The organism is Pseudomonas sp. S2_F07, assembly GCF_054668325.1.
Window position 1 is genome coordinate 3936968 of the sequence record NZ_CP162758.1, and the last position, 25616, is coordinate 3962583.

Here is a 25616-nt window from a genome sequence, read left to right on the forward strand (position 1 = left end):
TGCCGCAGATTTTGTGTGCGCTTTGTCCCAGCGTAGGATGAAGTTCACGAGAGCGACAGACCTTGATTGCGCACTAGAACGCAGCTCGCTCTCAACCCTGAAAAGGTCGTTTTATGACGAAATGGCTGCTAGCTGCCGGTGTATTGATGCCGCTTTACAGCGCTCAGGCTACACAGGATCCGGAAGCTGTGTACAACCGTGTTTGTGGTGCCTGTCATTCCGGCCAACTCCCCATGGCGCCGAAAAAAGGCGATCAGGAAGCTTGGACGCCGAGGTTGGCGAAAGGTATGGAGACGCTGGTGCAACACGTGACCCAGGGTTTCAAGGCGATGCCGCCGCGTGGTTTGTGCATGGACTGCAGTGCCGAGGATTACCAAGCCATCATCCTTTGGATGAGCGAGTAAGCCCGGTCCATAACTCTTAACCCTTAGCCGTAGTTGGATTAGCTGATGAAGAAATTGATCGTGAGTCTGCTGTTGACCGTGGGCATCTCCGGCATGGCCCATGCTGCAGGTGAGGCAGTACAACCGGGTGATGCAAAAGCCGGCCAGGCCAAAGCCGCCGTCTGTGGCGCCTGCCACGGCCCGGATGGCAACAGCATGGCGCCAAACTTTCCAAAACTGGCGGGTCAGGGTGAACGCTACCTGACCAAGCAATTGCACGACATCAAGTCGGGCAAGCGCACTGTTCTGGAAATGACCGGCCTGCTCACCAACCTGAGCGATCAGGACCTGGCGGACATCGCCGCCTACTTCGCCAGCCAGAAAGGTAGCGTCGGTGCCGCCGATCCGAAGATTGTCGCTCGCGGTGAAGCCCTGTTCCGTGGTGGTGACCTGGCCAAGGGCTTGCCAGCCTGCACCGGTTGCCACTCGCCAAATGGCGCAGGTAACGCGGCTGCCGGTTTCCCGCACCTGGGTGGTCAGCACGCTCAATACGTCGGCAAGCAACTGGTCGATTTCCGCAAGGAAGAAGGCGGCCGCACCAACGACGGCGATACCAAGCCCATGCAGAGCATTGCCAAGAAGCTGAGCGACGAAGACATCGCCGCGGTGTCCAGCTACATTCAAGGCCTGCACTAAGGCCGGCGGATCAGGCGTTGAGCGGCGAGCTTATCGCCTGCAGTGTTAACGCTCGATTAATCCGTCACAGCAAGTATAAAAAGGGTGGCCTTGGCCGCCCTTTTTTGTGGCCGCTGCCGTTACACTACAGAACTCAAGCCCGCCAGGATCTGTCCGATAACAAGTCGCGCGAGGCGATAAAATTTGTCCAGGAGTAAAGCATGCGTAATCTGATCATCAGCGCCGTTTTTGCCGCTGCCAGCCTGTTCGGCATGACTGCCCAGGCCGCTGACGCCCCCGCCGCGCCTTATGTCGAACTGACCAACCCTGTTCCGGTCGCCGTGCCTGGCAAGATCGAAGTGGTAGAGCTGTTCTGGTACGGCTGCCCGCATTGCTTCGCCTTCGAGCCAGTGATCAATCCGTGGGTCGAGAAGCTGCCTTCGGACGTGAACTTCGTGCGCATTCCAGCCATGTTCGGTGGCCCGTGGGACGCTCACGGCCAGATGTTCCTGACCCTTGAAGCCATGGGTGTCGAACACAACGTCCATGCCGCGGTGTTCAATGCCATTCAGAAAGAACACAAAAAACTGACCGACAAGAACGACATGGCCGACTTCCTCGCTACCCAAGGCGTGGACAAGGACAAGTTCCTTGCGACTTTCGACTCTTTCGCTATCAAGGGCCAGATCGTCAAGGCTCGTGAACTGGCCAAGAAGTACGAAATCTCCGGCGTTCCAACCATGATCGTCAATGGCAAGTACCGCTTTGACGTGGGTTCCGCCGGCGGTGCCGAACAGGCCTTGCAACTGGCCGACAAACTGATCGACAAAGAGCGAGCGGCTAACAAGGCTGCCGCCAACTAAGGGCAGTCACTGCCATGCGCCGATGGGGTACTGAACGCATCGTTGGCCTGCATGATCCGCGGGTCAACGAGCATCATCTGGAGTCCACGGGCTTGCCCGCAGACAGTCGTCTGCGCTTGCTCAGTTTCAATATCCAGGTCGGTATCAGTACCGAGCGCTACCGGCATTACCTGACCCGGGGCTGGCAGCACCTGCTGCCGCACACCGGGCGTGCCGATAACCTGCAGAAAATCGGCAATCTGCTGGGCGACTTCGATCTGGTCGCCTTGCAAGAGGCCGATGGCGGCAGCCTGCGATCAGGCTACGTCAATCAGGTCGAACACCTGGCCCAGCTCGGTGCCTTTCCCTACTGGTATCAACAACTCAATCGCAATCTCGGTCGCCTGGCCCAGCACAGCAATGGCGTGCTCAGCCGGTTGCGCCCATGGGCAATCGAGGATCATCCGTTGCCGGGGCCAAAGGGGCGCGGAGCCATTCTGGTGCGGTTCGGCGAAGGCCCGGAAGCGCTGGTGGTGGTCATGATGCACCTGGCGTTGGGCGCCCGGGCCCGCAGCCTGCAATTGGCCTACATCCGCGAGTTGATTGGCGACTACAAGCACCAGGTACTGATGGGCGACATGAACACCCATGCCAGTGACCTGCTGCAACATTCCCCGTTGCGCGATCTCGGCCTGCTTGCGCCGCAACTGGAAGCGACGTTTCCCAGCTGGCGCCCACAGCGCTGCCTGGACCATATCTTGCTGAGCCCGAGCCTGACCCTGGAAAAGGTCGAGGTGCTGGCACAGCCCATTTCCGATCACCTGCCGGTAGCGGTAGAGATTCGTTTGCCGGGTTCGCTCACGGCCGATGCATTGCCCGCATTGAGTCCTGCCCCTCGCGGAACCCCTGAATGAGCGACGAAGCACAGCGTTGGAAAGAGAAATACCTCAAAAGCATCGAACAACAGGAAAAGCTCGAACGTCGCTGGGACGCGCGGCTCGACTTGCTGCGTCGCGGGCTGGTGCGCAGCACCCTGGCGGCGGAAGGTACTGACCGCGCCGTTGACCAATGCATGAAAGAAATGCGCGAGGTCGTGCGCACCGACGACATGGACGCAGGCCTGGCCGCGCTGATTCCACGCCTTGAAAAGGCAGTGCTCGACTCGGAGCAGCGTCGGGAAACCCGGGTCAACCAGACCAGTGCCGCCCTCAATGCGCTGGTCACACAACTGCAAACATTGCCGTTGCCACGGGATGTGAGTCGGCCACTCAAGAGTTTCGCCAAGCAACTGGATGCGCGAGTCAGTCAGGCACGTGAGATACCCTTGCTGCTCAGCGAGCTGAGTGGCTTGCAGGGCAAGGCCCTGAGCCAGCTGGAGACCCCGACGGAGAATGGCCGGCCGGGCTTGCTGCAGCGGTTGTTCGGCGGTCGTGAAGCGGAGGAGGCAGCGGCATCAACGGTTATTTCTCCTGATCTGGTCTCTGTAGCCAGGAATCCTGCGGCAACTTTCCAGGTACCCCCCGCTGCGCGAGTTGAAGGTGAGTCTGCACCGACCGGGCCAACCGTGGCTGCGCCTGCTCCGGCAATCGTAGCTTTTGCCCACCCGGCTGTGGAACCTCAACCGGCCAGTGCCGTCGCGGCAGAAATCGAATCGGCCGGGCAGTCCGCCCCGGAAACCATCGCGACGACTCCTGAATCGGAAGCAAACCCTGACGAGCTGACCGCGCAAGTTTCGCCGGATAGCTTGCCTTTACCTCCGATGCCTATGGAGGATGTGGCCGTCGTCGATCAGGCGCTATCCGAACACGATATTCTCTATGCACTTCCGGATTCCCCCGAGCCCTCCTACAGCTCGGTGGCCAGTCACATCGAAGACACGCTGCTGGGGCTGCTCGACGACCTGACATTGCCCGAACGTCATCGCCCGCAAGCCGAATCCATGCGCGATCGTTTGAAAAACGGTCTGAACTGGTACGAATTGCTGCCGATCCTCGACGACTTCGCCACGTTGATGCTGGCTATTACCGACAGCGGCCAGCATGAGTTCGAAGCCTATCTGCAACGATTGAACGAGCGTCTCGAGTCGTTCCAGAGCAACTTGCAGGCCGCCACCGCAGGGCACGCCGACAACCGTTCGGCTGCGCGGCAGATGGATACGCAGATCCGTGAACAGGTCGATGGCCTGCAAAGCAGCATGCAGGAAGCGGCGGACCTGGAGGATCTCAAGCACGTACTGGAAAACCATCTCGAAGGCTTGCTGGGTACCATGGACCAGCACCAGAAACAACGCGATGAGCGCGAGCAGGAGGTCGCTGCGCGCTTGCACAGCCTGGCCGAACGGGTCGCCCATATGGAGCAGGAGGCCCAGGGTTACCGCGAGCACCTTGAAGAGCAACGGCAGAAGGCATTGGTCGACCCGTTGACCGGGCTGCCCAACCGTGCGGCCTGGAGCGAGCGCCTGGATCATGAAATCACACAATGGCAGCAACATGGCAACACGTTGTTGCTTGCCATGCTCGACCTCGATCATTTCAAGCGGATCAACGATAACTACGGGCACCTGGCCGGTGACAAAGTGCTGAAAATCATCGCCAGTGTGTTGCGCAAGCGGTTGCGCGGGACGGATTTCATTGCCCGGTTTGGCGGCGAGGAGTTTGTGCTGTTGATGCCATCCACGGTGCCAGCGGCGGGGTTGAAGTTGCTGGAAGCCTTGCGGGCCTCCATTGAGGCTTGTCCTTTCCACTTCAAGGGAGAGCCGGTGACCATCACCGTGTCTATCGGGATGACGGCGTTCAGGCCGGGTGAACACGGCGATCAGGTGCTTAAAAGAGCCGATCAGGCGCTGTATCGCGCAAAAAATGCCGGACGCAATCGCGTGGAGCCGGGCTGATCGTCAATTGTTCCATTTTGTTTGATTGCCGTCAGCCCGCCAGGCATTACGTTACACTGTTGCATTATTGTCTTGTGTGTACTGCCTTCGCCATGAAATATTTTGCTCTGATTGCGTCACTGATTCTGCTGGCCGGCTGCGCCGGCGGTCCCCGTTTTGACACCAGTCATCCCTCAGCCAATTACGACAGCCGTGTGCAGTTCGTGGTGGTGCATTACACCAATGCCTCGCTGGAGCGTTCGTTGCAATTGCTGACCCACGGTGAAGTCAGCAGCCATTACCTGATCGGCGACGACAAGGGCGCCACCATCTACAAGCTGATGGATGAAAATGTGCGAGCTTGGCACGCCGGGGAGAGCGAATGGAATGGCCGGACCTGGCTGAACTCCAGTTCCATCGGTATCGAAATCGTCAATCCGGGCTTCAAGGACACCCCGACCGGACGCGTGTGGTATCCCTACACCGAAGATCAGATCCAGTCGTTGATCGTATTGCTCAAGGACATCAGCAAACGTCAGGGCATCAAGCCTCGCGACATCATCGGCCATAGCGATATTGCACCTTTGCGCAAGCTGGACCCGGGGCCGCTGTTTCCCTGGAAGCGTCTGGCCGCCGAAGGCCTGGGTATCTGGCCGAATGAACAGGCGGTGGCGCGCCAGCAAATGTTGTTCGCCGAGCAGTTGCCGAGCATCAGCTGGTTTCAGGCGCAGTTGACCCGCCTGGGTTATGCCTCGCCACAAACCGGCGAGCTCGATGTCGCGACACGACATGTGATCGCGGCATTCCAGATGCATTTCCGTCCGGCGCACTTCGATGGCACTCCGGATGCGCAAACTGCCGCGCTACTTTTGGTGTTGAATCAGACAAAATAATGACGCCCGCCCGACGGTCAGGGCTTTTTTCCAATCAGCAGCTATAACTCATTGGTAATCCTTCGGATATTTCACAATGACCGCTGCTCGAGAGACCTTACGTAGTTGGTTCCATCGCCCCTGGTTCCTGGGGCTGATGTCTACTGTCTTGAGCGCAACGTTGTTGATGGCCGGCAGCCTGTTCGTTGCCATACACCAGGTCGAGCAAAACGAAAGCGAAGAAATGAATGCTCAGGGCGAACGCTTCCTCGCCCGCCTGGAACAGCTCTTCGGTCAACTGCGTGAAAGCCTTGACGACCTTGAAGCGCAACCGTTGCGCGGTTGCGATGCTGAAATGATCGCAACCCTGCAGCAGGTTTCGTTCAATTATCGCTTCGTCTACGAAGCTGCCTACATGGACTCCTCGCGAATCTGCTCCAATCGCCCCCGCCAGGAAGGGTTGTCGCTGAGTCGATCGCCAGACATCAAGGGCCCGACTTACAGCTATTGGCTCAACACCACCACCGAACCCGATGAAAACCGCGCCGCGCTGATGCTCGGGCGCGGGAATTTCCGGGTCGCGACCTCTCGCGGGCATTTGACCGATATGGTCGACCTGTCGCCGGGCAGCAGCCTGCTGGTAGTCCTGGACCATGGCGCGCGCGCGATTCCGGTGCTCGGCGCTTCTCAGGTATGGCCGCCGGACGAGGCCTGGCCACCGAAAAACCGTGATGCGCTGCAAATCACCCAGGCACGCCTGATATACCGGATGCCCACCGACAACCCGGAATATCAATTGGTGTTGATCAGCCCACGCACCGGCATGCATATCCCGGCGGTCTGGTGGTGGTTGCTGCCGGCCAGCCTCGCGCTGGGCATCTGCGTCGGGTTCCTGGTGTTTCTGCTGGTGCGCCAGCGGCAGTCGCTGGACGCCGAACTGACCGGCGCGATTCGCCGGGGCGAGTTGCAGGTGCTGTATCAACCGATCTTCGACCTCGATAGCCGCAACTGTGTCGGGGCTGAAGCACTGCTGCGCTGGCGCAGGCCGGACGGCACCCTGACCAGTCCCGACCTGTTCATTCCGATGGCAGAGAATACCGGGCAGATTCGCCAGATGACGGACTTCGTCCTGCAACGCCTGCTCGAGCAACTCGGCCAGTTGCTGCGTGCCAACCCGCAGTTGTACATCTCGGTCAATCTCGCGGCGTGTGATGTGATGGTTCCGCGGATCGGCCAGGTGATGGCGCGGTTGTTGACCCTGCACCGCGTCGCTGCGCGGCAAATTGCCTTTGAAGTCACCGAGCGCGGGCTGGTCGATGTGGTGGTGGCCCGGGAAAACCTGCAAGCGCTACGGGATGTCGGACACCAGGTGTTGATCGATGACTTTGGCACCGGCTATTGCAGCCTCGCCTATTTGCAAACCCTGCCGGTGGATTGCCTGAAAATCGACAAGGCGTTCATTGACGCGCTGGGCCATGACGCCGCCAGCAGCGGCGTGGCCCCGCACATCATTCACATGGCCCAGTCGCTGCACCTGAAGGTGATTGCCGAGGGCATCGAGCATGAGGCCCAGGCCGCGTTCCTGTGCAGTGAAGGCGTGAAGTTCGGCCAGGGCTGGCTGTTCGCGCGGGCGCTGAGCGCAGTGCAGTTCACTGAATTGATTACCCGGGGGCGACGTCGGGGAGGCCGGCGCCTGGATGACGAAGCGTGAGGGTGACCTAGACGGTCAGCGCCATGTAGAACTGAGTACCCTGCCCCGGCCGTGAATAGACGCCCATCCGCCCGCCATGCAATTGCACGATCTCCTTGCACAAGGCCAGGCCGAGCCCGGCCCCGCCTTTCTTGCGTCCGACCTGCACGAACGGCTCGAAGATCCGCCCCTGCTGGCCGTAGGCAATACCTTCGCCGTTGTCCTCGACGCTGATGATGACCCGGTCACCGTGGCGCCGGGCATGCAAACGTATCCGCCCGCCGGATCCGGTGTGCCGCAAGGCATTGTCGAGCAAGTTGTCGAGTACCCGCTCCAGTTGTGGCTGGTCGGCCTGTAACCGCGGCAAAGGCTCCTGCACCTCCACCAGCAGATTGATTTCCTGCTCTTCGGCCGCCGTGGCAAAGCGTGAGCGAGCCTGTTCCAGCAACGCCTCGATGGAACAAGGCGTCAGGGTGAGCTTCTGCAAACCGTTCTGGTAACGGGAGAAGTTCAGCAGGTCGTTGATCAACTGCATCAGCCGCTGCATCTCCTCATTCACGGTATCGAGCAGGTCGGCTTCCCGGGAGTCCTGGGCAAAGTGCGCGCGCTCACGGAACAATCCGAAGGCCATGTGCATGCCAGTGACTGGTGTGCGCAATTCATGGGAGGCGCGTAATACAAATTCGCTGCGTACCCGTTCGAAGGCACGCTGTTCCGTGACGTCATGCAGCACCATCACGGCGCCCAGAATATGGCCCTGGGTATGGCTGACCGGAGTCAGGCTGTAGGTCAGCAGTCGCGACTCGCCGTCGACTTCGACACTCAAGTCTTCCAGCGCCCGCTCCAGCGTGCCGCCGCGCAGTACCAGTTGCAGCTGCTCATCGAGCTCGGGGCGCTTCAGCGCCGTGCCCAACCCCTGACCCAGACGATCGGACTCCCAGCCCAATTGACGCTGGGCTACAGGGTTAAGGTGTTCCAGATGACCCTGGCGGTCGATCATCAGGAGTCCGTCGTCGATGCTATCGAGCACGGCCTGCAAACGCTGCTGACCGGCCAGCAGCTCATCGACGTTGGTGGCCTGATGTTCACGCAGTGCCTGGGCCATGATCCCGAAACGTCGGGTCAGCTGGTTCAGTTCCATCGCCGAAGAAATCGGCAGGGTGACATCGAAATTGCCCTGGCCGATATGGTCCGCCGCCTTGGCCAAGGCCTCGATGGGCTCCCCGAAACGTCGGGCGATAGCTTGCGCGGTCACGAAGCCGATGATCAGCACTGCCAGCCCCACCAGGCCAAGCAACCCTGCAATCAGCAATGCCTGCTCCCGGGCCTGTCGCTCGGTATCGCTGATGTTATCCAGTGCGCGCTTGTGCTCGGCGATCAGGCCATTGCGTAGTGCGTTGAATTTTTCCGTCAGGTTGTCGTGGCTGCTGAGCACATTCGACGGGTTCGGGGACGTTTCATAAGCCTGGATAAAGCTCTCGTAGTCGGCCTTGGCTTTTCTGAAGCCGTGCTCGCTTCCGGTATCTGCCGGCTCCTGGGCGATGCCTTCCTCCAGCAGTTCGAAGTAATGCTGCTTCGAGGCCGCGAAAGCGGCGGAGTCAGGCTTCTCGCTGAGCATGATGATCAATTGATCACCCAGGGTCTGACGCAGCTTGAGCCCCAGGTCCAGGGTGATGAAGTTATTGCGGATCAGTGCTTCCTGGCTGCCGGCCATCTGCATCACGCTGACCAACCCGAGCAAGAGCCCGAGCAACGCGACGGTGATCAGTGCGGAGATGCTCAGGAAAAGCCGGGTCCGTAATTTCATCGCCAGTTTCATCGGCGATTGCTCACAGGTTGTACTGCTTGCGCTTGCGGTACAGCGTCGAGGCGTCGATGCCCAGGGTTTTCGCCGCTTGATCCAGGGTGTCGGCGGTGGCGAGGACCGCGCCGATGTGGGCCTTTTCCAGCTCATCCAGGCTCAGTGCCGCGCCGATTCGCGGTGCATTGGTGACCGGGGTTTCAGCCATGCCCAGATGGCTGATCTCGACCCGCTCCTGCGGACAGATGATGCTCGCCCGCTCAATCACGTTGCGCAGCTCACGGATGTTGCCCGGCCAGCGATAACTCAGCAGCGCTTCCCGGGCCTCGTCGCTGAAGGCGCGCGCGGGACGGGCGTACTCCTTGACGAAGCGCGCCAGGAAACGGTCGGCCAGGTTGAGAATATCTTCGCGGCGTTCGCGTAGCGGTGGCAGGTGCAAGGTTATGACATTCAGGCGATAGAGCAGGTCTTCACGGAAACGACCATCGCGCACCATGTCCTCAAGGTTGAGGTTGGTGGCCGCAAGGATGCGCACATCGGCACGACGGGTCACCGGATCACCGATGCGCTCATATTCCTTGTCCTGAATAAAACGCAGCAACTTCGGCTGCAATGTCAGGGGAAAGTCGCCGATCTCGTCGAGAAACAGCGTTCCGCCATCAGCCTGGTTGACTCGCCCCAAGGTGCTTTCGCTGGCGCCGGTGAAGGCGCCGCGGCTGTGGCCGAAGAGTTCGCTTTCCATGAGCTCGGCGGTCAGCGACGGGCAGTTGATCGTGACGCAGGATTTCTTCGCGCGTTTGCTCCAGCCATGAATGGCTTGGGACAGTTCGCCCTTGCCGGTACCGGATTCACCCAGAATCAGAATATTGGCGTCAGTCGTGGCGACCTGACGGGCGGTTTCGAGTACCACTTTCATGGCTGGGCTGTGGGAGTCCAGACCATCCTTGGGCTTGCGCACCTCGCCTTCCAGGGCTTCCAGTCGCGCCGACAGTTGTCGAACTTCCAGTTGCTTGGCGGTTGCCAGACGCAATTGATCGGGGCTGCACGGTTTGACCAGATAATCGGCGGCACCGGCCTGAATCGCATCCACGGCCGTGTCGACGGCCGAGTGGGCAGTGACGATCACCACCCGCATCCAGGGCGCCTGGATACGCATCTGGGCCAGCACATCGAGGCCGTTGTCTTCACCCAGACGCAAATCGAGGAAGCACAGGTCGAAAACCTGTCGCTGCAACAGGGCATCTGCCTGCGCGGCGCTGGTGGCGGTGGCCACGCTGTAGCCTTCGTCTTCAAGGCAGTAACGGAAAGTACGCAGGATGGCGGACTCATCGTCCACCAGCAGAATGCGGCCTTGATGCTCAGTGGCGGATTCCATTTTCCTACGCTCCTTAAAGAATGATCTTAATTTAGTCCCGGAGAAATCGGGCAAGTTGCATGATTGATTCTGAGCCATTCCTGTCATGGCAGGGTAGCTCTCATCGGATGTATCGGTTAGCCACCTGACTTTGCGGGTCTTTTGATAGATACCCGGAATCTGCCAACGGCCAGCGTGAATTTCTGACCTCCGTACCCTCCTCTCAATTCAAAAAATTTACGCCTTCCTTCAGACCCGTCGTGCAATACGCACGACTGCATAGATGGCATCGTGCAGGATGCGCGCGAAGTGGTTTCCTTGGCGTTCATAACATATTGATATTAAAGGGAATTAATTCGTATCAAAGCTGGCATGCGCTCTGCAATTGTCTGATTAACCAGGGCATTCAAAAACAAGCGCCCGCTATCGAACCGACCCCAGTGGTAGGAGCCCCAGGATGAACCGTCAACGTGCCGCCCACCTGCAACTCTCGCCTGTGTATATCCAGCAAGGACTGTTTGCTGTTCTGGCGCTGTTGATTACCTTGCTTGGCGGCCAGCAGTTTCTGCGCTGGGAGCAGAGCCGGCAGCCGGAAGCGCCATGCCTGTCGATTCCGCATCCGACCCAAACCCATTTCAGCGCCGTCAGCAGTAGTCAGGCTGATAGCCCACCGATGCGCATGATGGATGTCGACCAGGCCGGGCCTGTGGGTGAGATACGTCATCAAGAGCGTTGGGTGTTTTAGACATAACTTCCGCCGCACCCCATGCGCCGGGAAATGCAGCACCTCTAAACAGAAGCGTAAGGAGAATCACCATGTTGAGCTGGGCAATCACATTCCTGATCATCGCCATCATCGCCGCTGTACTGGGCTTCGGTGGTATCGCGGGCACCGCCACGGGTATCGCCAAGATTCTGTTTGTCGTGTTCCTGGTGATGTTCATTGCTTCCTTCTTCTTTGGCCGTCGCGGTCGAGGCTGATATGAGAGGTTTGTTCAAGTCACTGGCAGCCGCCCTGCTGTTGGGCGGTAGTGCCATGGCATGCGGGCTGGCGTTTTCCCGACTTGCCTGAGGCCCCATCAAGGGCTTGCTGATAGAACAGAATTTGTACACGAAGGAGGCCAGCGCCTCTTTCCACCTGCGCCACCTGAGGAAGGCCGGCGCATGACCAAGGGGTCGGGACGTTCTGCCTGTTTCAGGGGCGGAGTGACCTACGGGTACAGGGAGTACCTGCGCAAGGGCCGGGTCAGGAGAAGCTACTGCGCAAGTTCGCCGGACCGCCAAGGCTCGACGGGCTTGCGAAGGGCTTGATCAAGCAACATATTGAAATAGAGCGCTCGTCTCTATTTCGTCAGTGTTATCCCGTCCTTATCCCTGTTACGTCGGAAAATACTTTTCTCGGTGTTTCATTGGTGACCGTATATCGAGAAAAATCACCTTTCTTTGGCCGCGATTTTTCCCTTCGCCCGGCGGGATTTTGCTGAAAAATCAACGCTCAGTCGCTGCTCAAAAAATATTCAATCTGCTCTGTGATGGCCGGTTCACGGCACTTATGCCTGCTGAAATGTCGTATTCGAACCGGTTGGGACGCGCGTTTCGCTAAAAAAACCTCATGCCGATTCTGCATAGGGTAGGCGTTTACGGCATTAGACGGCGCTTACCTGCATCGGAATAGTTGCGCCTTTTTTCGCCTGCCAGAGAGCGGCAAACACGCGCTCCGGGGCACCTTATACGGGGGGCAGATGCACTGGACTTTTTCGCCATAAGCGTTCCAGTTCGCGCATCTCCCTGAGTCAAACGCAAGTAAGGGTAAAAATATGAAGAAGGCAAAGCTTAGCCTCGCCTGGCAGATCCTCATCGGTCTGGTATTGGGGATAGCAATCGGTGCGCTGCTCAACCATTTCAGTGCCGAAAAAGCCTGGTGGATCAGCAACGTCCTGCAACCGGCAGGCGATATCTTTATCCGTCTGATCAAGATGATCGTGATCCCGATCGTCATCTCCTCTTTGATCGTCGGCATTGCCGGCGTCGGTGACGCCAAGAAGCTGGGGCGCATCGGCTTCAAGACCATCATCTACTTCGAGATCGTCACCACCATCGCCATCGTGGTCGGCCTGCTGCTGGCCAACCTGTTCCATCCGGGTGCCGGCATCGACATGAGCACCCTGGGCACTGTGGACATTTCCAAGTACCAGGCCACGGCGGCCGAGGTTCAGCATGAACACGCGTTCATCGAAACCATCCTCAACCTGATCCCGTCGAACATCTTCGCGGCCATGGTTCGCGGCGAAATGCTGCCGATCATCTTCTTCTCCGTATTGTTCGGTCTCGGTCTGTCGAGCCTGCAGGCGGACCTGCGTGAGCCGCTGGTGAAGATGTTCCAGGGCGTTTCGGAAAGCATGTTCAAGGTCACTCACATGATCATGAACTACGCCCCGATCGGCGTGTTCGCACTGATCGCGGTGACCGTTGCCAACTTCGGCTTCGCCTCGCTGATACCGCTGGCCAAACTGGTGATCCTGGTTTACGTCGCCATCGCCTTCTTCGCTTTCGTGATCCTGGGCCTGATCGCTCGCCTGTTCGGCTTCTCGGTGATCAAGCTGATGCGCATCTTCAAGGATGAGCTGGTACTGGCCTACTCCACCGCAAGCTCCGAAACCGTGCTGCCGCGCGTGATAGAGAAGATGGAAGCCTACGGCGCGCCGAAAGCGATTTGCAGCTTCGTGGTGCCGACCGGTTACTCGTTCAACCTCGACGGTTCGACCCTGTACCAAAGCATCGCGGCAATCTTCATTGCCCAGCTGTATGGCATCGACCTGTCGATCAGCCAGCAACTGCTGCTGGTACTGACGTTGATGGTCACCTCCAAAGGCATCGCCGGCGTACCGGGTGTGTCCTTCGTGGTACTGCTGGCCACCCTGGGCAGCGTCGGTATTCCTCTGGAAGGCCTGGCGTTCATCGCCGGTGTCGACCGTGTCATGGACATGGCCCGTACCGCGCTGAACGTGATCGGCAACGCCCTGGCGGTTCTGGTTATCGCTCGTTGGGAAGGCATGTACGACGACGCCAAGGGCCAGCGCTACTGGAACTCCCTGCCGCACTGGCGCAGCAAGGAAAAGCTGCCGGTAGGCGAGATTTCCAAGAGCTGATGTAATACCCCTTGTGGGAGCATCTGCCGCACCAGACAAACCCCGGAGAAATCCGGGGTTTGTCGTTTCTGGCCACCCCGCTATCATTCGCGGATCTTTTGGGGGGATTTGACTGATGCTCAATGGCCTGTGGCTTGGCTTCTTCATCGTGGCAGCCGTATCGGCGCTGGCCCAGTGGCTGATTGGTGGCAACGCCGGGATATTCGCGGCGATGGTGGAAAGCATTTTTGCCATGGCCAAGCTGTCGGTCGAAGTCATGGTGCTGCTGTTCGGCACCCTCACCCTCTGGCTGGGTTTTCTGCGCATTGCCGAGAAAGCCGGCATCGTCGAATGGCTGGCCAAGGCCCTGGGACCACTGTTCTTGCGCTTGATGCCTGAAGTCCCGCCGGGTCATCCGGCCATCGGCCTGATCACCCTGAACTTCGCCGCCAATGGCCTGGGCCTGGACAACGCCGCCACGCCGATCGGCCTCAAGGCCATGAAAGCACTGCAAGAACTCAATCCCAGCGCGACCGTCGCCAGCAACGCACAGATCCTGTTCCTGGTGCTCAACGCCTCCTCGCTGACCCTGTTGCCGGTGACGATCTTCATGTATCGCGCCCAGCAAGGGGCTCCGGACCCGACGCTGGTGTTCCTGCCGATCCTGCTGGCGACCAGTTGCTCCACCATTGTCGGCTTCCTGTCGGTGGCGTTCATGCAGCGCCTGCGCATCTGGGACCCCGTAGTGCTGGCCTACCTGATCCCCGGCGCCCTCGCCCTCGGTGCTTTCATGGCGTTGCTGGCGACCCTTTCGGCGACCGCTCTGGCCGGCCTGTCATCGATCCTCGGCAACTTGACGCTGTTTGGCCTGATCATGCTGTTCTTAGTGATCGGCGCGCTGCGCAAAGTGAAGGTCTACGAGGCTTTCGTTGAAGGAGCCAAAGAGGGTTTCGACGTCGCCAAAAACTTGCTGCCCTACCTGGTGGCGATGCTCTGCGCGGTAGGCGTACTGCGCGCGTCCGGGGCGCTGGACTTTGGCCTGGACGGGATCCGTCATCTGGTGGAATGGGCCGGTTGGGACACGCGTTTCGTCGATGCGCTGCCTACGGCGATGGTCAAACCCTTCTCCGGTAGCGCCGCCCGGGCGATGCTGATTGAAACCATGAAGACCTCGGGTGTGGACAGCTTCCCGGCACTGGTGGCGGCAACTGTCCAGGGCAGTACCGAAACGACGTTCTATGTCCTGGCGGTGTACTTCGGCGCCGTGGGCATCCAGCGTGCACGCCATGCCGTTGGTTGTGCATTGCTGGCCGAGCTTGCCGGGGTGCTGGGTGCGATCGGGGTTTGCTACTGGTTCTTTGGTTGATCGGCTCCGTCAGCCAAAGCCTTCAGCGCGGCCTTGCGCTCGTCCGTCGGCAAGGCGCCAAGCTTTTCCACGGCGGCGTAAAATTTAAGCCAGTCGCCATTCTCCTGCTGGAACAGTGCGGCAAAAGCCGGCACCCATTGGTCGTACAAGCCAAACGGCAATAGCCGGGCATTGTTCATGGGGGCATAGATCCAGGCGTCATAGCGTTTGTCTGCGTCCCACTGACTGTCGCGCAATTTCCGGTATTCGCTGCGCAAGCGCTCGAACTCGGCCGCCTTGCGCTGGCGCATTTGTTCAGTTGGCAGCGGCAAGGTGTAGAGCTTTTCCAGTCGGGTGCGGGTCTTGAGCACCAATTCAGTGAACTGGTCGCGCTGACGTGCCTGCGCATTGTTATCCGGTGGCAGCTGGCGGTAAGCGCGCCATTGGCGAGTACCTTCCTGCTCGACGAAGGTGGCGAAGGATTCGTTGAACTCCGTGTCGTCCTTCACATAGAAGCGCTGATGGGCCAGCTCGTGAAAGATCAACGTGGCCAGTCGCTCATCCCCCCAGCCCATCATCGAACTGATGATCGGGTCGTTGAACCAGCCAAGTGTCGAATAGGCCTCGACGCCGCCAATCGACACGTCCATGCCTTGCAAGCGTTGCAAAGCCGCTGCGCCGCGGGCTGCGCTCTGGCTGTAGTAACCGCGATAGGCCACGCAACCGGCTATGGGGAAACAGTGGTTTACGGGCTTGAGGGAAAATTCCGGCGTGGCGAAGACATTCCAGACGACGAAGGGACGCCCAATATCCGCGTACAAGCGGTAACTCTGGTTATCCGGCAGGTGCAATTGCTGGCTGGCGAAGGTTCGGGCCTTTTGCGATTGCTCCAGGTGTGTGCGCAGTTTTTGATCGCGCGCCGGGTCGGCAATCACGCTGGAAACAGGCTCCCTGGCTCGCAGCAACTGCAGTTGGCCGTTGGCCAGTTGGCTGTAATAGCTGGCGCTGGTGCAGCCGTTGAGCAACAAAAACAACAGGCTCGGAAACCAAACGCGAAAAACGCGATCAAGTAACCCAAGGCTAGGAAGCGGCCTGATCACAATAATTCTTCCTTGGAGAGTCTTTCCGCAAGACTATCCCGCTTGAATGGAGCTCCGCTATGCGCATGTTGATACTGACAGGAGGCCTGCTGATGCTGGCCGGCTGTGCTGGTTTCGGAATACCCCGCCACGATCCCGCGCAAGCCTGGATCGACCTGGACTCGAAGCAAGAAGATACGGCGCTGCAGGCGCTGGAGGTCGATGACAGGAACACCGACGATAAACGCTATTTCCAGGTTCAACCCGGTGGCCATGAGTTGACGGTCCGGTACCAATTCGCGGTCCAGCCCACCAATATCGGCCCAGACGCCGAGCCGTTGTGGCGCGATTGTCAGTTGAATGTGAAATTCAGCGACTTCAACGCGGGTGAGCGTTATCAGCTACAGGCAGGGAACATCGGGTTTCGGCCTTGGGCGAAACTCTACGATCAGCAGCGCAAAGTGATTGGGCGCGGCACGCCGGCAGGCTGTCAACACACCTGATCGGCGTTATGCTGGATGCATATCCCTTGGGACATCCATCATGCGCAGGTTGATGCTGTTACTCGCCGTCGGTGTTGTCGCGGGTTGCCAAAGCCCGATGCCGACACCCAATCCCAAAATGGCCTGGGTCGAATTCTCGACACCTTTCCCTAACGACAAGTTGTTGATGGCCGAAAGACTGGATAAACAACGCCTGCGCGACGGGCGTTTTTTCGAGGTCACGCCGGGCAGCCATGAACTGATCGTGCGTTTCGACTTTGAAGTACCCGGTGGCGGATTGGGCATGATGAGCGGCCCTTCGGAGCGGCTGTGCTACCTGACCATCAAATACGATCATTTCGAAGCCGGCCAGCGTTATGTGCTCGAAGGCCGTTCCATTGCCTTTACCCCCGGTGCCCGGCTGTACAACGCCAAACGCGAAATCGTTGCTGAAGACCGGGAATCCTACTGCCTGATGTGAATGGTTCAGCGGTCGTTTTTCTGGTAAATGATTTTCTTCGTGCCGTTTTCGCACGAGCCCACGACCATGTTCTGGTCATGAACCTCGTCGTTGGTGACGATTTCAAGCGTGTAGGAAGTGACGCCGCTGGCCTGGATCTTGGCTTCGATCTCGGCCTTGAGTTCTTCGCAGGGTTTCGGTGCCGCAAGGGCCGAAGTGGCCAGTGCGCAACAGATAAGCGCCAAGGCAAAACGTTTCATGGTGAAGCTCCTTTGAGGCAGCACGCACAATCGTGGTTTTCGCTGCTGTCATTTATTCGACCACAGTTTTAGCGGGCAAGTCTGTCGCGACGCAAAAAAGATCGCAGCCTTGAGCTCCTTTTACCGAATGATCCCGGCAGGTTGTGCAAGGCTGCGATCTTTTGTCTTCAATGAAAATCTAGCCGACCAACGTTGCCTCCAGGCTGATCTTCGCATTCAGCACTTTTGACACCGGACAGCCCTCTTTGGCCTTGTTGCTCAGCTCTTCGAACCGGGCCTGGGTCGCCCCGGGGATTTTTGCCTTCAGAATCAATTTAACTGCGGTAATCGCAAAACCGCCGTCCACATGATCCAGGGTGACTTCAGCCTGGGTATCGATGCTATCGGCCTTCAGGCCGGCATCGCCGAGAATCATGGAAAACGCCATGGAGAAACAGCCGGCGTGGGCCGCGCCGATCAGCTCTTCCGGGTTGGTACCCCGGCCGCCTTCGAAGCGCGCCTTGAAGCCATAGGGTGCTTCGCGGAGCACGCCGGTTTCTGTGGAAATCGAGCCGATGCCGGTTTTCAGATCACCTTCCCAATGAGCCGAAGCTTTCTTAACGATAGCCATGCCTGCCTCCTCAAGATTGACGCGAAACGTCGCGCCTTCGTGGTTTCCGTTTGCCTGGGTTGTGAGGATAGACGGTGGGGCAAAGTTCATCTCGTCCGATCAGTCTGCTTTTTTTGCGGGATTTTTTACCGGGCTATTGAAACTCGGGTATATGCCCTCATTGCATGAATCAGGCTTTTGGATTCGGCAGGTTTGCGTTCGCAAGAACAAACCTGCGCCCTCAATTGGAGAAGCAGGTTTATGAAACGACTGTCCGATATCAAGTTCTCGACCCTCGATCTGGTGCCGGTGCGCGAGAACGGCAGCGCGGCCCAGTCGCTGCGCAATTCGCTGGACCTGGCGCAGCACGTCGAGAAATTCGGCTACAACCGCTTCTGGGTGGCTGAGCATCACAACATGGATGGCATCGCCAGTTCCGCGACTTCGGTGCTGCTCGGTTATCTGGCCGGTGGCACGTCAACCATTCGAGTCGGTTCGGGCGGGGTGATGTTGCCCAACCACGCACCGTTGGTGATTGCCGAGCAGTTCGGCACCCTGGAAAGCCTTTATCCGGGCCGGATCGATCTGGGCCTGGGGCGCGCTCCCGGTTCCGATCAGATGACCGCACGTGCACTGCGCCGCGAACGCTCCGGCAGCGCCGACGACTTCCCGGAAGATGTGGCGGAACTGGTGCGCTACCTCGGGCCGCGTACCCCGGACCAACGCATCATCGCGATGCCGGGAACCGGGACCAATGTGCCGGTCTGGTTGTTGGGATCGAGCCTGTTCAGTGCGCAATTGGCCGGCGAGCGCGGTCTGCCCTACGCCTTCGCCTCGCATTTCGCTCCGCGCTACATGCATGAGGCGATTCGGGTCTACCGCAATCATTTCAAGCCGTCAGCCGTTTTGGACAAGCCCTACGTGATGCTCGGCGTGCCATTGGTGGCAGCCGATACCGACGAGCAGGCCGATTACCTGGCGACCTCGGTGTTCCAGCGGATTCTCGCCCTGATGCGTGGCCAAAGCCTGGTACAGCGTCCTCCGGTGAAGTCCATGGACGGCCTGTGGCTGCCCCATGAAAAAGATGCCGTGCACGATTTCCTTGGGCTGGCCATGATCGGCAGCCCGCAGAAAATCCGCGCCAAACTTGAGGTCCTGATCGAACAGACCCAGGCCGACGAGCTCATTTTCACCTGTGACCTGTACGAACATGCCGATCGCGTGCATTCCTACGAGCTGCTGGCGCAGGTCATGCGGGGTTGATACTCAAACGGCAGGCATAAAAAAGCCGGCGCCTTGGCGTCGGCTTTTTTATTCGGGCGAGAATCGGCCTACTTTTTATAGACGATCACTTTGGCGCCCTCTTCGCATTTGCCAACAACTTTCCCGCCGGCAGCGGCACCTTTGTCGACAATCTCCAGCGAATAACCGGATACGCCCTTGGCATCAAGTTTCGCTGCGATTTCGGCTTTCAGCTCTTCGCATGGCTTGCCGCCCGCCAATGCGCTCCCCGCAAGGCTCAACAAACCTACTGCCAACATAAACTTCTTCATCGGTTGCATTCCCTGGTCGGATCATAGGGGTAACCAGCCGTCAGCCGGACGCACTCATGGAGTGCTTTGCCATTCCCTATGGCATTCGACCGGCGTGCAAGTTCAGAAGACTAGCCCAAAGTCAGCTGCTGGCAATCCGGAATCCGACTTTCAAGGTCACCTGAAAGTGCGCAGCCTTACCGTCCCTGATGTGCCCACGGGTCTCGGTCACTTCAAACCATTCCATGTACTTGATGCTTTTGCTGGCCTCGGCCAGCGCGTTGTTGATCGCATCTTCGATACTGCTGGTGGACGAGCCGATCAGCTCGACTTTCTTGTAGGTGTGATGGTCAGACATGGCGTTCTCCTCGGCGTGTGAATTACAGACTAGCAGTGATTTTTCCTATTTCTTCTGTTGGCCGTTCTGAGGGTGAGGTTCAGATTTTCTGCACTTTCTCGAACCCGTGAAGTCCCAACCAACACACGCCACTCATCACCAATGCAGGAGAGCCACCATGGCCAACACCTCGTTACGTAAAGCCTCATTGCAAAGCATGGAAGCCGAGATCGAGAGTCTGCTCAAGTCTTTGGAAAGCCTGAAGGACGACACCTCGGACGAGTCGCGTAAAACCCTCAAGACCCTGAAAAGCAACGCCGAGAATGCCTTGAAACACTCGCGCCATCTGCTTGCCGATGCTTATGAAGAGGTCAAGGTCAAAACCCGCGAAACCGGGATTGCCACCCGGGACTACGCCCAGGACCACCCCTGGACAACTGCCGGTGTCGCCGTGGGCGCATTGGGCCTGCTGGCCGCTTATCTGTTGTGCAAGCGTGATTAATCCGCTCGACGCAGTTCGTTCTTGAGCCACTGCGCCAGTTGTCGGGCGCGCCCGTCCGCGGCGCGCTTGGGTAGCCACAACGCCAGTTGCGCCGGGGTTTCACTGAAGCCCCAAGGCGCAACCAGGCGCCCGGCCTTCAAGTCCTCCGTCACCAAGGGTTCGGGAGCAATCGCCACGCCCAGACCCGCGACGGCGGCTTCCAGCAAGTAATACAAATGTTCAAATCCCTGACCGTACTTCAGCGCCCTGGGGTCGAGCCCCCGTGGTTGCGCCCAGTTCGGCCAGGCTTGCGGGCGTGAGGTAGTGTGCAGCAAGGGTTCGTTCAGCAGCGCGGTTTCCGGCGCCTGCTTGAGCCGTTCATAGCCGACAAACCGCGGGCTCATGACCGGGCCGATGCGTTCGCTGGCCAGCTCAAAAACCTGCATGTCCGCCGGCCAGGGCGGCTCGGCAAATACCAGCAAGGCATCCAGCCCCGGTTTTCGCGGATCCAGATCGCCTTCGCCGGCCGACAAGTGCAGGCGCAAGTCCGGCAGGTCGGCATTGAGCCGCCCCAGTCGCGGGATAAACCAGCGCGCCAGCAGGCTTCCCGAGCAACCGAGCACGAATGGCGCATCGGCTGTGCTTTGTGTGAGTTCGGCGCAAACGCTGCGCAGGCGCTCGAAGGCTTCGCTGCTGGCATCACGCAGTCGCAACCCGGCATCTGTGAGTTTCAGGCCGCGACCGTCCTTGATGAACAGGCTTACGCCGAGGTGTTCTTCAAGCACCTTGAGTTGCCGGCTGACCGCACCGTGGGTGACGTGCAGCTGTTCCGCCGCCTGACTGACGCTGTTCAGGCGGGCAGTGGCTTCGAAGGCGCGAAGCGCGTTCAGCGGAGGAAGGTCATGGCTCATTTGATCTGTGAGTTTTCCTGACAGGTTGTGGCGATCTTATCGGTTTTCAGGTCGGGGCGTCAGGGGTAGAGTGAAGCCCACTATCTCTTTATGCATCACTTCACGCATTCAACTGGAGCGCCCCATGACCCAGACTAATCTGCGCAACGGCCCTGATGCCAACGGCCTGTTTGGCGCGTTCGGCGGCCGCTACGTTGCCGAAACCCTGATGCCGTTGATCCTCGACCTGGCCCGCGAATATGAGTTGGCCAAGGAAGATCCTGCATTCAAGGAAGAACTGGCCTACTTCCAGCGCGACTACGTCGGACGTCCAAGCCCACTGTACTTCGCCGAGCGTTTGACCGAGTTCTGCGGCGGCGCGAAGATCTACCTCAAGCGTGAAGAGCTGAACCACACCGGCGCGCACAAGATCAACAACTGCATCGGTCAGATCCTGCTGGCGCGGCGCATGGGCAAGAAGCGCATCATCGCCGAGACCGGCGCCGGCATGCACGGTGTGGCCACTGCCACCGTCGCTGCGCGTTTCGGTCTGGATTGCGTGATCTACATGGGCACCACTGACATCGAGCGTCAGCAGGCCAACGTGTTCCGCATGAAGCTGCTGGGTGCCGAGGTTATCCCGGTGGTAGCCGGTACCGGCACGCTGAAAGACGCGATGAACGAAGCCCTGCGTGACTGGGTGACCAACGTTGACAGCACCTTCTACCTGATCGGTACCGTGGCCGGTCCGCACCCTTACCCGGCGATGGTTCGCGACTTCCAGGCCGTGATCGGCAAGGAAACCCGCGAGCAGCTGCAAGCCCAGGAAGGTCGCCTGCCAGACAGCCTGGTGGCGTGCATCGGCGGTGGTTCCAACGCCATGGGCCTGTTCCACCCGTTCCTCGACGACCAGAGTGTCGAGATCATCGGCGTCGAAGCCGCCGGTTACGGTATCGAGACCGGCAAGCATGCGGCCAGCCTGAACGGCGGCGTACCCGGTGTGTTGCACGGCAATCGCACCTTCTTGCTGCAGGACGACGATGGCCAGATCATCGACGCCCACTCGATCTCCGCTGGCCTGGACTACCCGGGCATTGGTCCGGAACACGCCTGGTTGCATGACATCGGCCGCGTTCAGTACACCTCGGTGACCGACGACGAAGCCCTCGCTGCATTCCACCAGTGCTGCCGCCTGGAAGGGATCATCCCTGCCCTGGAAAGCGCCCATGCCCTGGCTGAAGTATTCAAGCGCGCACCGACCTTGCCAAAAGATCACCTGATGGTGGTCAACCTGTCCGGCCGTGGCGACAAAGACATGCAGACCGTGATGCACCACATGGAACAATCCAAGCAGGAGAAACACTGATGAGCCGCCTGCAAACGCGTTTTGCCGAACTCAAGGAACAGAACCGCGCCGCCCTGGTGACCTTCGTCACTGCCGGCGACCCGGGCTATGACACCTCCCTGGCCATCCTCAAGGGCTTGCCGGCGGCTGGTGCCGACGTGATCGAACTGGGCATGCCCTTCACCGACCCGATGGCTGATGGCCCGGCAATCCAGCTCGCCAACATCCGTGCATTGGGTGCCAAGCAGAATCTGGCAAAAACCCTGCAAATGGTTCGCGAGTTCCGCCAGGACAACAACGAAACGCCGCTGGTGCTGATGGGGTACTTCAACCCGATCCACATGTACGGCGTACCGCGCTTCATCGCCGAAGCCAAGGAGGCCGGCGTTGACGGCCTGATCGTGGTCGACCTGCCGCCAGAGCATAACGGCGAGTTGTGCGACCCGGCGCAGGCAGCGGGCCTGGACTTCATTCGCCTGACCACGCCAACCACCGATGATGTGCGCCTGCCGACCGTTCTCAACGGCAGCTCCGGCTTCGTCTACTACGTCTCGGTGGCCGGTGTGACCGGTGCCGGTGCCGCCACGCTGGAGCACGTCGAGGAAGCGGTCGCCCGTCTGCGTCGCCATACCGATCTGCCGATCAGCATCGGCTTCGGTATCCGGACTCCAGAACAGGCGGCGTCCATTGCGCGGCTGGCTGACGGTGTTGTGGTGGGTTCGGCGTTGATCGATCACATCGCCAATGCCACTTCCCCGGAACAAGCCGTCGATGGCGTTCTGAGCCTGTGCTCGGCGTTGGCCGAAGGCGTGCGTAAAGCCCGCGTCAGCTGAAGGTAAAGCTCCTGAACGCTGTAAACCTTGTGGGAGCAGGCTCGCTCCCACAAGGTGCGGTATCAAGGCAACTCTATCCCGCCTGATGCCTTGTGCAGTTTGCGCAGGTGCTCACCGATCTGCGTCACGTTGGCCTCGTTGGCGGCCATCTCGGCGGCGCGGCCCGGTTCAAGCAACGCCCTCACCTCCTTGTCCAGATCCCCGGACAGCGCCAGGAGTTGTTTCTGGCGCTGGCTGCTTTCCGCTTCCAGATGCTGCCATTCGCTCGGTTGTGGCAACCCGTAACCAGTGGTCCCCAGCAACTCTGCCGGGCGGCTGAGGAAGCCGCTGTTGGCGAGAATCTGCTTCAGTGTCTCGTTGGCCTTGTCCATGCCGCCGTTTTTAAGCTCCCGAGCGCCCAGATAGCGCTGCTTCACTTCGTCCTGGGCCAGCAACATCTGTCGACGGAAACTCGCCTGTTCCAGCAGCAGCAATGCTGCGCTGGTACGCAAATCGGCCTGTTCGAACCATTGCCGCCGCTCTGCGGCTTTAAGATCCAGCCACTCTTCGACAGTTTCCTGTTTGATCGGCATCTGCTTTTTCAACACTTCGAACATCGCTTGGTAGCGATCACGGAAGGAGTCGAAGCGATAACCCAGGCGCAGTGCTTCGCGAGGATCATCCAGCACGCTGGTATCGGCCAGACCGCGCCCCTTGAGCACTTCGAGCATGCCGTTGGGCATGATGTTGTCCAGACCAACCAGTTGCGGGTTGTTAGTGCTGCTACGCAGCAGTTTCAGTCCTTCTACCGCACAGTTATTGGACAGGAAGAAATAGTTGCCGTCGTAGCTCCAGTGCATTTCGGCGGCGTGCTCCACCACATCTTCGATCTCGCGGCGCGACAGGTTCAGTGGTACCGAGGCCAGGCTACGCAACTCGGTCTTGGTATATTCGTCGATTACCTGGGAAAGCGGCAGGACAAACAATCGCGACGGGTACTTGCCGACCAGCCCATTCCAGCTCGACATCTGCACATCACCGACAAATGCGCGGTATGACAGCACCAGATGCTGGTCCAGGTCCAGTCGGCAATCCGGTCCGCGAGGCCGGCCCGGTGCGCAGATGACCAGGCGCAACATGCTGTGACCCCAGTAGCTGAACAGGTTCTGGTTAGCTTCGGCCAACAGGTAATCGATGGCGTAAACCCGTTCAGGATCGACCTGTCCCAGTGGTGTTTTGGCGAAATCACTGCCGGCATTGAGGAAGGCGACGGTTTTGCCGCAAGCGTCTTTGGCAGCGGGTGCCCAGCCGAAGTGTTCTTTGTAGTAGCGGTACAACGCGGGACGACGGCAGGCATAGCTCGGATCGAGCAGGAAGTACTCGATATTGACCGCGACGAACTCCTTGGGGCTGCTCGTCTCGTAGATGTCCGGGCTGCGCGCGATCTGCCGGTTGTACTGTTCGCGTTCGCCACGACGGCCGACGTATTGCGGCCAGCCGGCGAGGTCGAGCAGGCGTGGATCATCGCTGAGGGTAAAGCGGCGGCCGGTCTGGCCGCGGCATTGGTCGGGGATGCCGACCAGCCCTGAGCTGCTGTCTTGGCGGGTACAGCGTTGAATCAGTGCACGCTCCGACTTTGGCCACAGGCGTGAGCGATCGTAGATGTGAGTCAGCTCGTGCAACACCGTGGCGAGCATTTCCCGGCGTACGGTGCCATGGGGGCGATGGGTTTTTTTGGTCGCGGCGCTGCCATCGGTGAGGCCGGCCAGCAGGTTGCGGTTCAGGTCGAGTTCGGACACCAGTGTCGCCTGACCGTAGGCATTTCTTGGCATGTCATCGGTCCAGCCGACATCGATGTGTCGATCGAGTTGCTCGACGAAGCGTGGCGGCAGTGCCTGCATGGCTTCATCGAGCAACGCCTGGCTGGCGTGCTGTTGCGCGGGTGTCAGACCTTCGGTCTTGAGCTGTAATTGAAGGCCGGCGTGGGCCGTGTTGCCGAACAGCAACAGGGCCCCGGCCAGCAGCCAGGCGCCTGGACGCTTCACAGTGCGAGGATGGCTTCAGCGAGATCCAGGTCACTGGCGTCACGGGCTTCCGGCACGCGGGTGCGCAGCAAATCGAAGGCTGATTCCAGATGAGCGCCACGTATGTCGCCATTGCTGGCAACGAAACTGGCGGCGTCGTCCTGGGCCTCGCGCACGATTTTCGAATCGCGAATGGACGTGGTGGTGTCGGAAGTGAAATCGAGGGTGCGCTGGGTAGCACGGATCAGGATATTACTGGTGGCAACCAGGGTATGTGCCTGGGCCACATCGGCCAACAGCAGCAGGCCTAAAGTGGCAGCAATCAGCGGGTTACGCATGGAATGACTCCAGAAAAAACAGGGATAA

27 protein-coding genes are annotated in these 25616 nt (G+C 59.4%); 17 read left to right on the forward strand and 10 right to left on the reverse strand.

What is annotated here, in order from left to right; genetic code table 11:
• The first annotated feature begins 113 nt into the window (after nt 1-113).
• The 7 genes from AB4O40_RS17935 to AB4O40_RS17965 all read left to right on the forward strand — a co-directional run bounded on the left by AB4O40_RS17935 (nt 114) and on the right by AB4O40_RS17965 (nt 7352).
• Entirely contained in the window at nt 114-404 is a 291-nt protein-coding gene (locus AB4O40_RS17935) for a c-type cytochrome (protein ID WP_008002190.1), read from the forward strand.
• 45 nt (nt 405-449) lie between these two features.
• Complete coding sequence (locus AB4O40_RS17940) at nt 450-1079, forward strand: c-type cytochrome (protein ID WP_056726709.1); 630 nt, start codon at nt 450-452, stop codon at nt 1077-1079.
• A gap of 200 nt (nt 1080-1279) precedes the next feature.
• The gene (locus tag AB4O40_RS17945) at nt 1280-1921 is read left to right on the forward strand and encodes a thiol:disulfide interchange protein DsbA/DsbL (RefSeq protein ID WP_056726708.1); all 642 of its coding nucleotides are present in this window, start codon (nt 1280-1282) and stop codon (nt 1919-1921) included.
• 14 nt (nt 1922-1935) lie between these two features.
• Entirely contained in the window at nt 1936-2814 is an 879-nt protein-coding gene (locus tag AB4O40_RS17950; RefSeq protein WP_056726707.1) for an endonuclease/exonuclease/phosphatase family protein, read from the forward strand.
• Entirely contained in the window at nt 2811-4790 is a 1980-nt protein-coding gene (locus AB4O40_RS17955; RefSeq protein WP_409078222.1) for a GGDEF domain-containing protein, read from the forward strand. Before AB4O40_RS17950 ends, AB4O40_RS17955 begins: the two co-directional genes overlap by 4 nt.
• A 92-nt stretch (nt 4791-4882) precedes the next feature.
• The gene (locus AB4O40_RS17960) at nt 4883-5662 is read left to right on the forward strand and encodes an N-acetylmuramoyl-L-alanine amidase (protein ID WP_223542701.1); all 780 of its coding nucleotides are present in this window, start codon (nt 4883-4885) and stop codon (nt 5660-5662) included.
• Between the two features lie 76 nt (nt 5663-5738).
• A complete protein-coding gene (locus tag AB4O40_RS17965) occupies nt 5739-7352 on the forward strand; it encodes an EAL domain-containing protein (protein WP_056726704.1) in 1614 nt (537 codons plus the stop codon).
• A gap of 7 nt (nt 7353-7359) precedes the next feature.
• Here the strand turns inward: AB4O40_RS17965 and AB4O40_RS17970 are convergent, their stop codons facing one another.
• Nucleotides 7360-9150 (reverse strand): KinB sensor domain-containing domain, encoded by a 1791-nt coding sequence (locus AB4O40_RS17970; protein WP_056726703.1) that lies wholly within the window; start codon nt 9148-9150, stop codon nt 7360-7362.
• A gap of 10 nt (nt 9151-9160) precedes the next feature.
• The gene (gene algB, locus AB4O40_RS17975; RefSeq protein ID WP_460053741.1) at nt 9161-10507 is read right to left on the reverse strand and encodes a sigma-54-dependent response regulator transcription factor AlgB; all 1347 of its coding nucleotides are present in this window, start codon (nt 10505-10507) and stop codon (nt 9161-9163) included.
• Between the two features lie 436 nt (nt 10508-10943).
• Between algB and AB4O40_RS17980 the strand changes: the two genes are divergently transcribed.
• The 4 genes from AB4O40_RS17980 (at nt 10944) to AB4O40_RS17995 (ending at nt 14980) form a co-directional block, all read left to right on the forward strand.
• Nucleotides 10944-11231: a hypothetical protein gene (locus AB4O40_RS17980; RefSeq protein WP_223542702.1), complete on the forward strand. Its 288-nt coding sequence runs from the start codon at nt 10944-10946 to the stop codon at nt 11229-11231.
• 71 nt (nt 11232-11302) lie between these two features.
• Nucleotides 11303-11467: a DUF1328 domain-containing protein gene (locus tag AB4O40_RS17985; RefSeq protein WP_003177151.1), complete on the forward strand. Its 165-nt coding sequence runs from the start codon at nt 11303-11305 to the stop codon at nt 11465-11467.
• Between the two features lie 836 nt (nt 11468-12303).
• Entirely contained in the window at nt 12304-13635 is a 1332-nt protein-coding gene (gene gltP, locus AB4O40_RS17990; protein ID WP_056726700.1) for a glutamate/aspartate:proton symporter GltP, read from the forward strand.
• A gap of 115 nt (nt 13636-13750) precedes the next feature.
• Complete coding sequence (locus tag AB4O40_RS17995; RefSeq protein ID WP_046042661.1) at nt 13751-14980, forward strand: nucleoside recognition domain-containing protein; 1230 nt, start codon at nt 13751-13753, stop codon at nt 14978-14980.
• On the opposite strand, the gene AB4O40_RS18000 is transcribed toward AB4O40_RS17995, so the two are convergent.
• A complete protein-coding gene (locus tag AB4O40_RS18000; protein WP_223542703.1) occupies nt 14962-16059 on the reverse strand; it encodes an aminopeptidase in 1098 nt (365 codons plus the stop codon). The two genes, AB4O40_RS17995 and AB4O40_RS18000, sit on opposite strands and share 19 nt — an antisense overlap.
• A 59-nt stretch (nt 16060-16118) precedes the next feature.
• On the opposite strand from AB4O40_RS18000, the gene AB4O40_RS18005 reads away from it, so the two are divergent.
• Both AB4O40_RS18005 and AB4O40_RS18010 read left to right on the forward strand, forming a co-directional pair.
• A complete protein-coding gene (locus AB4O40_RS18005) occupies nt 16119-16541 on the forward strand; it encodes a PA0061/PA0062 family lipoprotein (RefSeq protein ID WP_056726698.1) in 423 nt (140 codons plus the stop codon).
• A gap of 40 nt (nt 16542-16581) precedes the next feature.
• A complete protein-coding gene (locus AB4O40_RS18010; protein ID WP_056726697.1) occupies nt 16582-17001 on the forward strand; it encodes a PA0061/PA0062 family lipoprotein in 420 nt (139 codons plus the stop codon).
• A 5-nt stretch (nt 17002-17006) separates the two neighbouring features.
• On the opposite strand, the gene AB4O40_RS18015 is transcribed toward AB4O40_RS18010, so the two are convergent.
• Nucleotides 17007-17240, reverse strand: a complete 234-nt coding sequence (locus AB4O40_RS18015) for a DUF1161 domain-containing protein (protein WP_056726696.1) — start codon at nt 17238-17240, stop codon at nt 17007-17009.
• Nucleotides 17241-17418: 178 nt separating this feature from the next.
• The gene (locus AB4O40_RS18020) at nt 17419-17850 is read right to left on the reverse strand and encodes an OsmC family protein (RefSeq protein ID WP_223542704.1); all 432 of its coding nucleotides are present in this window, start codon (nt 17848-17850) and stop codon (nt 17419-17421) included.
• A gap of 240 nt (nt 17851-18090) precedes the next feature.
• Between AB4O40_RS18020 and AB4O40_RS18025 the strand changes: the two genes are divergently transcribed.
• Nucleotides 18091-19092 carry an LLM class flavin-dependent oxidoreductase gene (locus tag AB4O40_RS18025; RefSeq protein ID WP_056726694.1) on the forward strand — a complete coding sequence of 334 codons (1002 nt, stop codon included), beginning with the start codon at nt 18091-18093 and terminating at the stop codon, nt 19090-19092.
• Nucleotides 19093-19160: 68 nt separating this feature from the next.
• On the opposite strand, the gene AB4O40_RS18030 is transcribed toward AB4O40_RS18025, so the two are convergent.
• Together AB4O40_RS18030 and AB4O40_RS18035 are read right to left on the reverse strand one after the other, a co-directional pair.
• Nucleotides 19161-19382 carry a DUF1161 domain-containing protein gene (locus AB4O40_RS18030; protein WP_056726693.1) on the reverse strand — a complete coding sequence of 74 codons (222 nt, stop codon included), beginning with the start codon at nt 19380-19382 and terminating at the stop codon, nt 19161-19163.
• Between the two features lie 121 nt (nt 19383-19503).
• On the reverse strand, nt 19504-19719 hold the full coding sequence (locus AB4O40_RS18035) for a dodecin (RefSeq protein WP_008045871.1): 216 nt from the start codon (nt 19717-19719) through the stop codon (nt 19504-19506).
• A gap of 157 nt (nt 19720-19876) precedes the next feature.
• Here AB4O40_RS18035 and AB4O40_RS18040 point away from each other — a divergent pair, with 157 nt between their 5' ends.
• Nucleotides 19877-20200, forward strand: coding sequence for an ElaB/YgaM/YqjD family protein (locus tag AB4O40_RS18040; RefSeq protein WP_056726692.1), 324 nt, complete (start codon nt 19877-19879; stop codon nt 20198-20200).
• Here the strand turns inward: AB4O40_RS18040 and AB4O40_RS18045 are convergent.
• The gene (locus tag AB4O40_RS18045) at nt 20197-21090 is read right to left on the reverse strand and encodes a LysR family transcriptional regulator (protein WP_056726691.1); all 894 of its coding nucleotides are present in this window, start codon (nt 21088-21090) and stop codon (nt 20197-20199) included. The two genes, AB4O40_RS18040 and AB4O40_RS18045, sit on opposite strands and share 4 nt — an antisense overlap.
• A 124-nt stretch (nt 21091-21214) precedes the next feature.
• On the opposite strand from AB4O40_RS18045, the gene trpB reads away from it, so the two are divergent.
• Together trpB and trpA are read left to right on the forward strand one after the other, a co-directional pair.
• Nucleotides 21215-22435, forward strand: coding sequence for a tryptophan synthase subunit beta (gene trpB / locus AB4O40_RS18050; protein WP_056726690.1), 1221 nt, complete (start codon nt 21215-21217; stop codon nt 22433-22435).
• The gene (gene trpA, locus AB4O40_RS18055; RefSeq protein WP_015092933.1) at nt 22435-23247 is read left to right on the forward strand and encodes a tryptophan synthase subunit alpha; all 813 of its coding nucleotides are present in this window, start codon (nt 22435-22437) and stop codon (nt 23245-23247) included. Before trpB ends, trpA begins: the two co-directional genes overlap by 1 nt.
• Before the next feature lie 62 nt (nt 23248-23309).
• On the opposite strand, the gene AB4O40_RS18060 is transcribed toward trpA, so the two are convergent.
• Together AB4O40_RS18060 and AB4O40_RS18065 are read right to left on the reverse strand one after the other, a co-directional pair.
• Nucleotides 23310-25271 carry a DUF7844 domain-containing protein gene (locus AB4O40_RS18060; RefSeq protein WP_056726689.1) on the reverse strand — a complete coding sequence of 654 codons (1962 nt, stop codon included), beginning with the start codon at nt 25269-25271 and terminating at the stop codon, nt 23310-23312.
• Entirely contained in the window at nt 25268-25588 is a 321-nt protein-coding gene (locus tag AB4O40_RS18065) for a DUF2388 domain-containing protein (RefSeq protein WP_056726688.1), read from the reverse strand. Before AB4O40_RS18065 ends, AB4O40_RS18060 begins: the two co-directional genes overlap by 4 nt.
• Nucleotides 25589-25616 lie beyond the last annotated feature (28 nt).

Bases quoted from the DNA above. Each gene is read 5' to 3' on its own strand.
- AB4O40_RS17935 (WP_008002190.1), top strand. From the start codon at position 114: ATGACGAAATGGCTGCTAGCTGCCGGTGTATTGATGCCGCTTTACAGC.
- AB4O40_RS17950 (WP_056726707.1), top strand. From the start codon at position 1,936: ATGCGCCGATGGGGTACTGAACGCATCGTTGGCCTGCATGATCCGCGG.
- AB4O40_RS18065 (WP_056726688.1), bottom strand. From the start codon at position 25,588: ATGCGTAACCCGCTGATTGCTGCCACTTTAGGCCTGCTGCTGTTGGCC.
- AB4O40_RS17995 (WP_046042661.1), top strand. From the start codon at position 13,751: ATGCTCAATGGCCTGTGGCTTGGCTTCTTCATCGTGGCAGCCGTATCG.
- AB4O40_RS18030 (WP_056726693.1), bottom strand. From the start codon at position 19,382: ATGAAGAAGTTTATGTTGGCAGTAGGTTTGTTGAGCCTTGCGGGGAGC.
- AB4O40_RS17985 (WP_003177151.1), top strand. From the start codon at position 11,303: ATGTTGAGCTGGGCAATCACATTCCTGATCATCGCCATCATCGCCGCT.
- AB4O40_RS17965 (WP_056726704.1), top strand. From the start codon at position 5,739: ATGACCGCTGCTCGAGAGACCTTACGTAGTTGGTTCCATCGCCCCTGG.
- AB4O40_RS17940 (WP_056726709.1), top strand. From the start codon at position 450: ATGAAGAAATTGATCGTGAGTCTGCTGTTGACCGTGGGCATCTCCGGC.
- AB4O40_RS18025 (WP_056726694.1), top strand. From the start codon at position 18,091: ATGAAACGACTGTCCGATATCAAGTTCTCGACCCTCGATCTGGTGCCG.
- AB4O40_RS18035 (WP_008045871.1), bottom strand. From the start codon at position 19,719: ATGTCTGACCATCACACCTACAAGAAAGTCGAGCTGATCGGCTCGTCC.
- AB4O40_RS18015 (WP_056726696.1), bottom strand. From the start codon at position 17,240: ATGAAACGTTTTGCCTTGGCGCTTATCTGTTGCGCACTGGCCACTTCG.
- trpB (WP_056726690.1), top strand. From the start codon at position 21,215: ATGACCCAGACTAATCTGCGCAACGGCCCTGATGCCAACGGCCTGTTT.
- AB4O40_RS18045 (WP_056726691.1), bottom strand. From the start codon at position 21,090: ATGAGCCATGACCTTCCTCCGCTGAACGCGCTTCGCGCCTTCGAAGCC.
- AB4O40_RS17955 (WP_409078222.1), top strand. From the start codon at position 2,811: ATGAGCGACGAAGCACAGCGTTGGAAAGAGAAATACCTCAAAAGCATC.
- AB4O40_RS17980 (WP_223542702.1), top strand. From the start codon at position 10,944: ATGAACCGTCAACGTGCCGCCCACCTGCAACTCTCGCCTGTGTATATC.
- AB4O40_RS18010 (WP_056726697.1), top strand. From the start codon at position 16,582: ATGCGCAGGTTGATGCTGTTACTCGCCGTCGGTGTTGTCGCGGGTTGC.
- AB4O40_RS17945 (WP_056726708.1), top strand. From the start codon at position 1,280: ATGCGTAATCTGATCATCAGCGCCGTTTTTGCCGCTGCCAGCCTGTTC.
- gltP (WP_056726700.1), top strand. From the start codon at position 12,304: ATGAAGAAGGCAAAGCTTAGCCTCGCCTGGCAGATCCTCATCGGTCTG.
- AB4O40_RS18040 (WP_056726692.1), top strand. From the start codon at position 19,877: ATGGCCAACACCTCGTTACGTAAAGCCTCATTGCAAAGCATGGAAGCC.
- AB4O40_RS18005 (WP_056726698.1), top strand. From the start codon at position 16,119: ATGCGCATGTTGATACTGACAGGAGGCCTGCTGATGCTGGCCGGCTGT.
- AB4O40_RS17970 (WP_056726703.1), bottom strand. From the start codon at position 9,150: ATGAAACTGGCGATGAAATTACGGACCCGGCTTTTCCTGAGCATCTCC.
- AB4O40_RS17960 (WP_223542701.1), top strand. From the start codon at position 4,883: ATGAAATATTTTGCTCTGATTGCGTCACTGATTCTGCTGGCCGGCTGC.
- AB4O40_RS18020 (WP_223542704.1), bottom strand. From the start codon at position 17,850: ATGGCTATCGTTAAGAAAGCTTCGGCTCATTGGGAAGGTGATCTGAAA.
- trpA (WP_015092933.1), top strand. From the start codon at position 22,435: ATGAGCCGCCTGCAAACGCGTTTTGCCGAACTCAAGGAACAGAACCGC.
- algB (WP_460053741.1), bottom strand. From the start codon at position 10,507: ATGGAATCCGCCACTGAGCATCAAGGCCGCATTCTGCTGGTGGACGAT.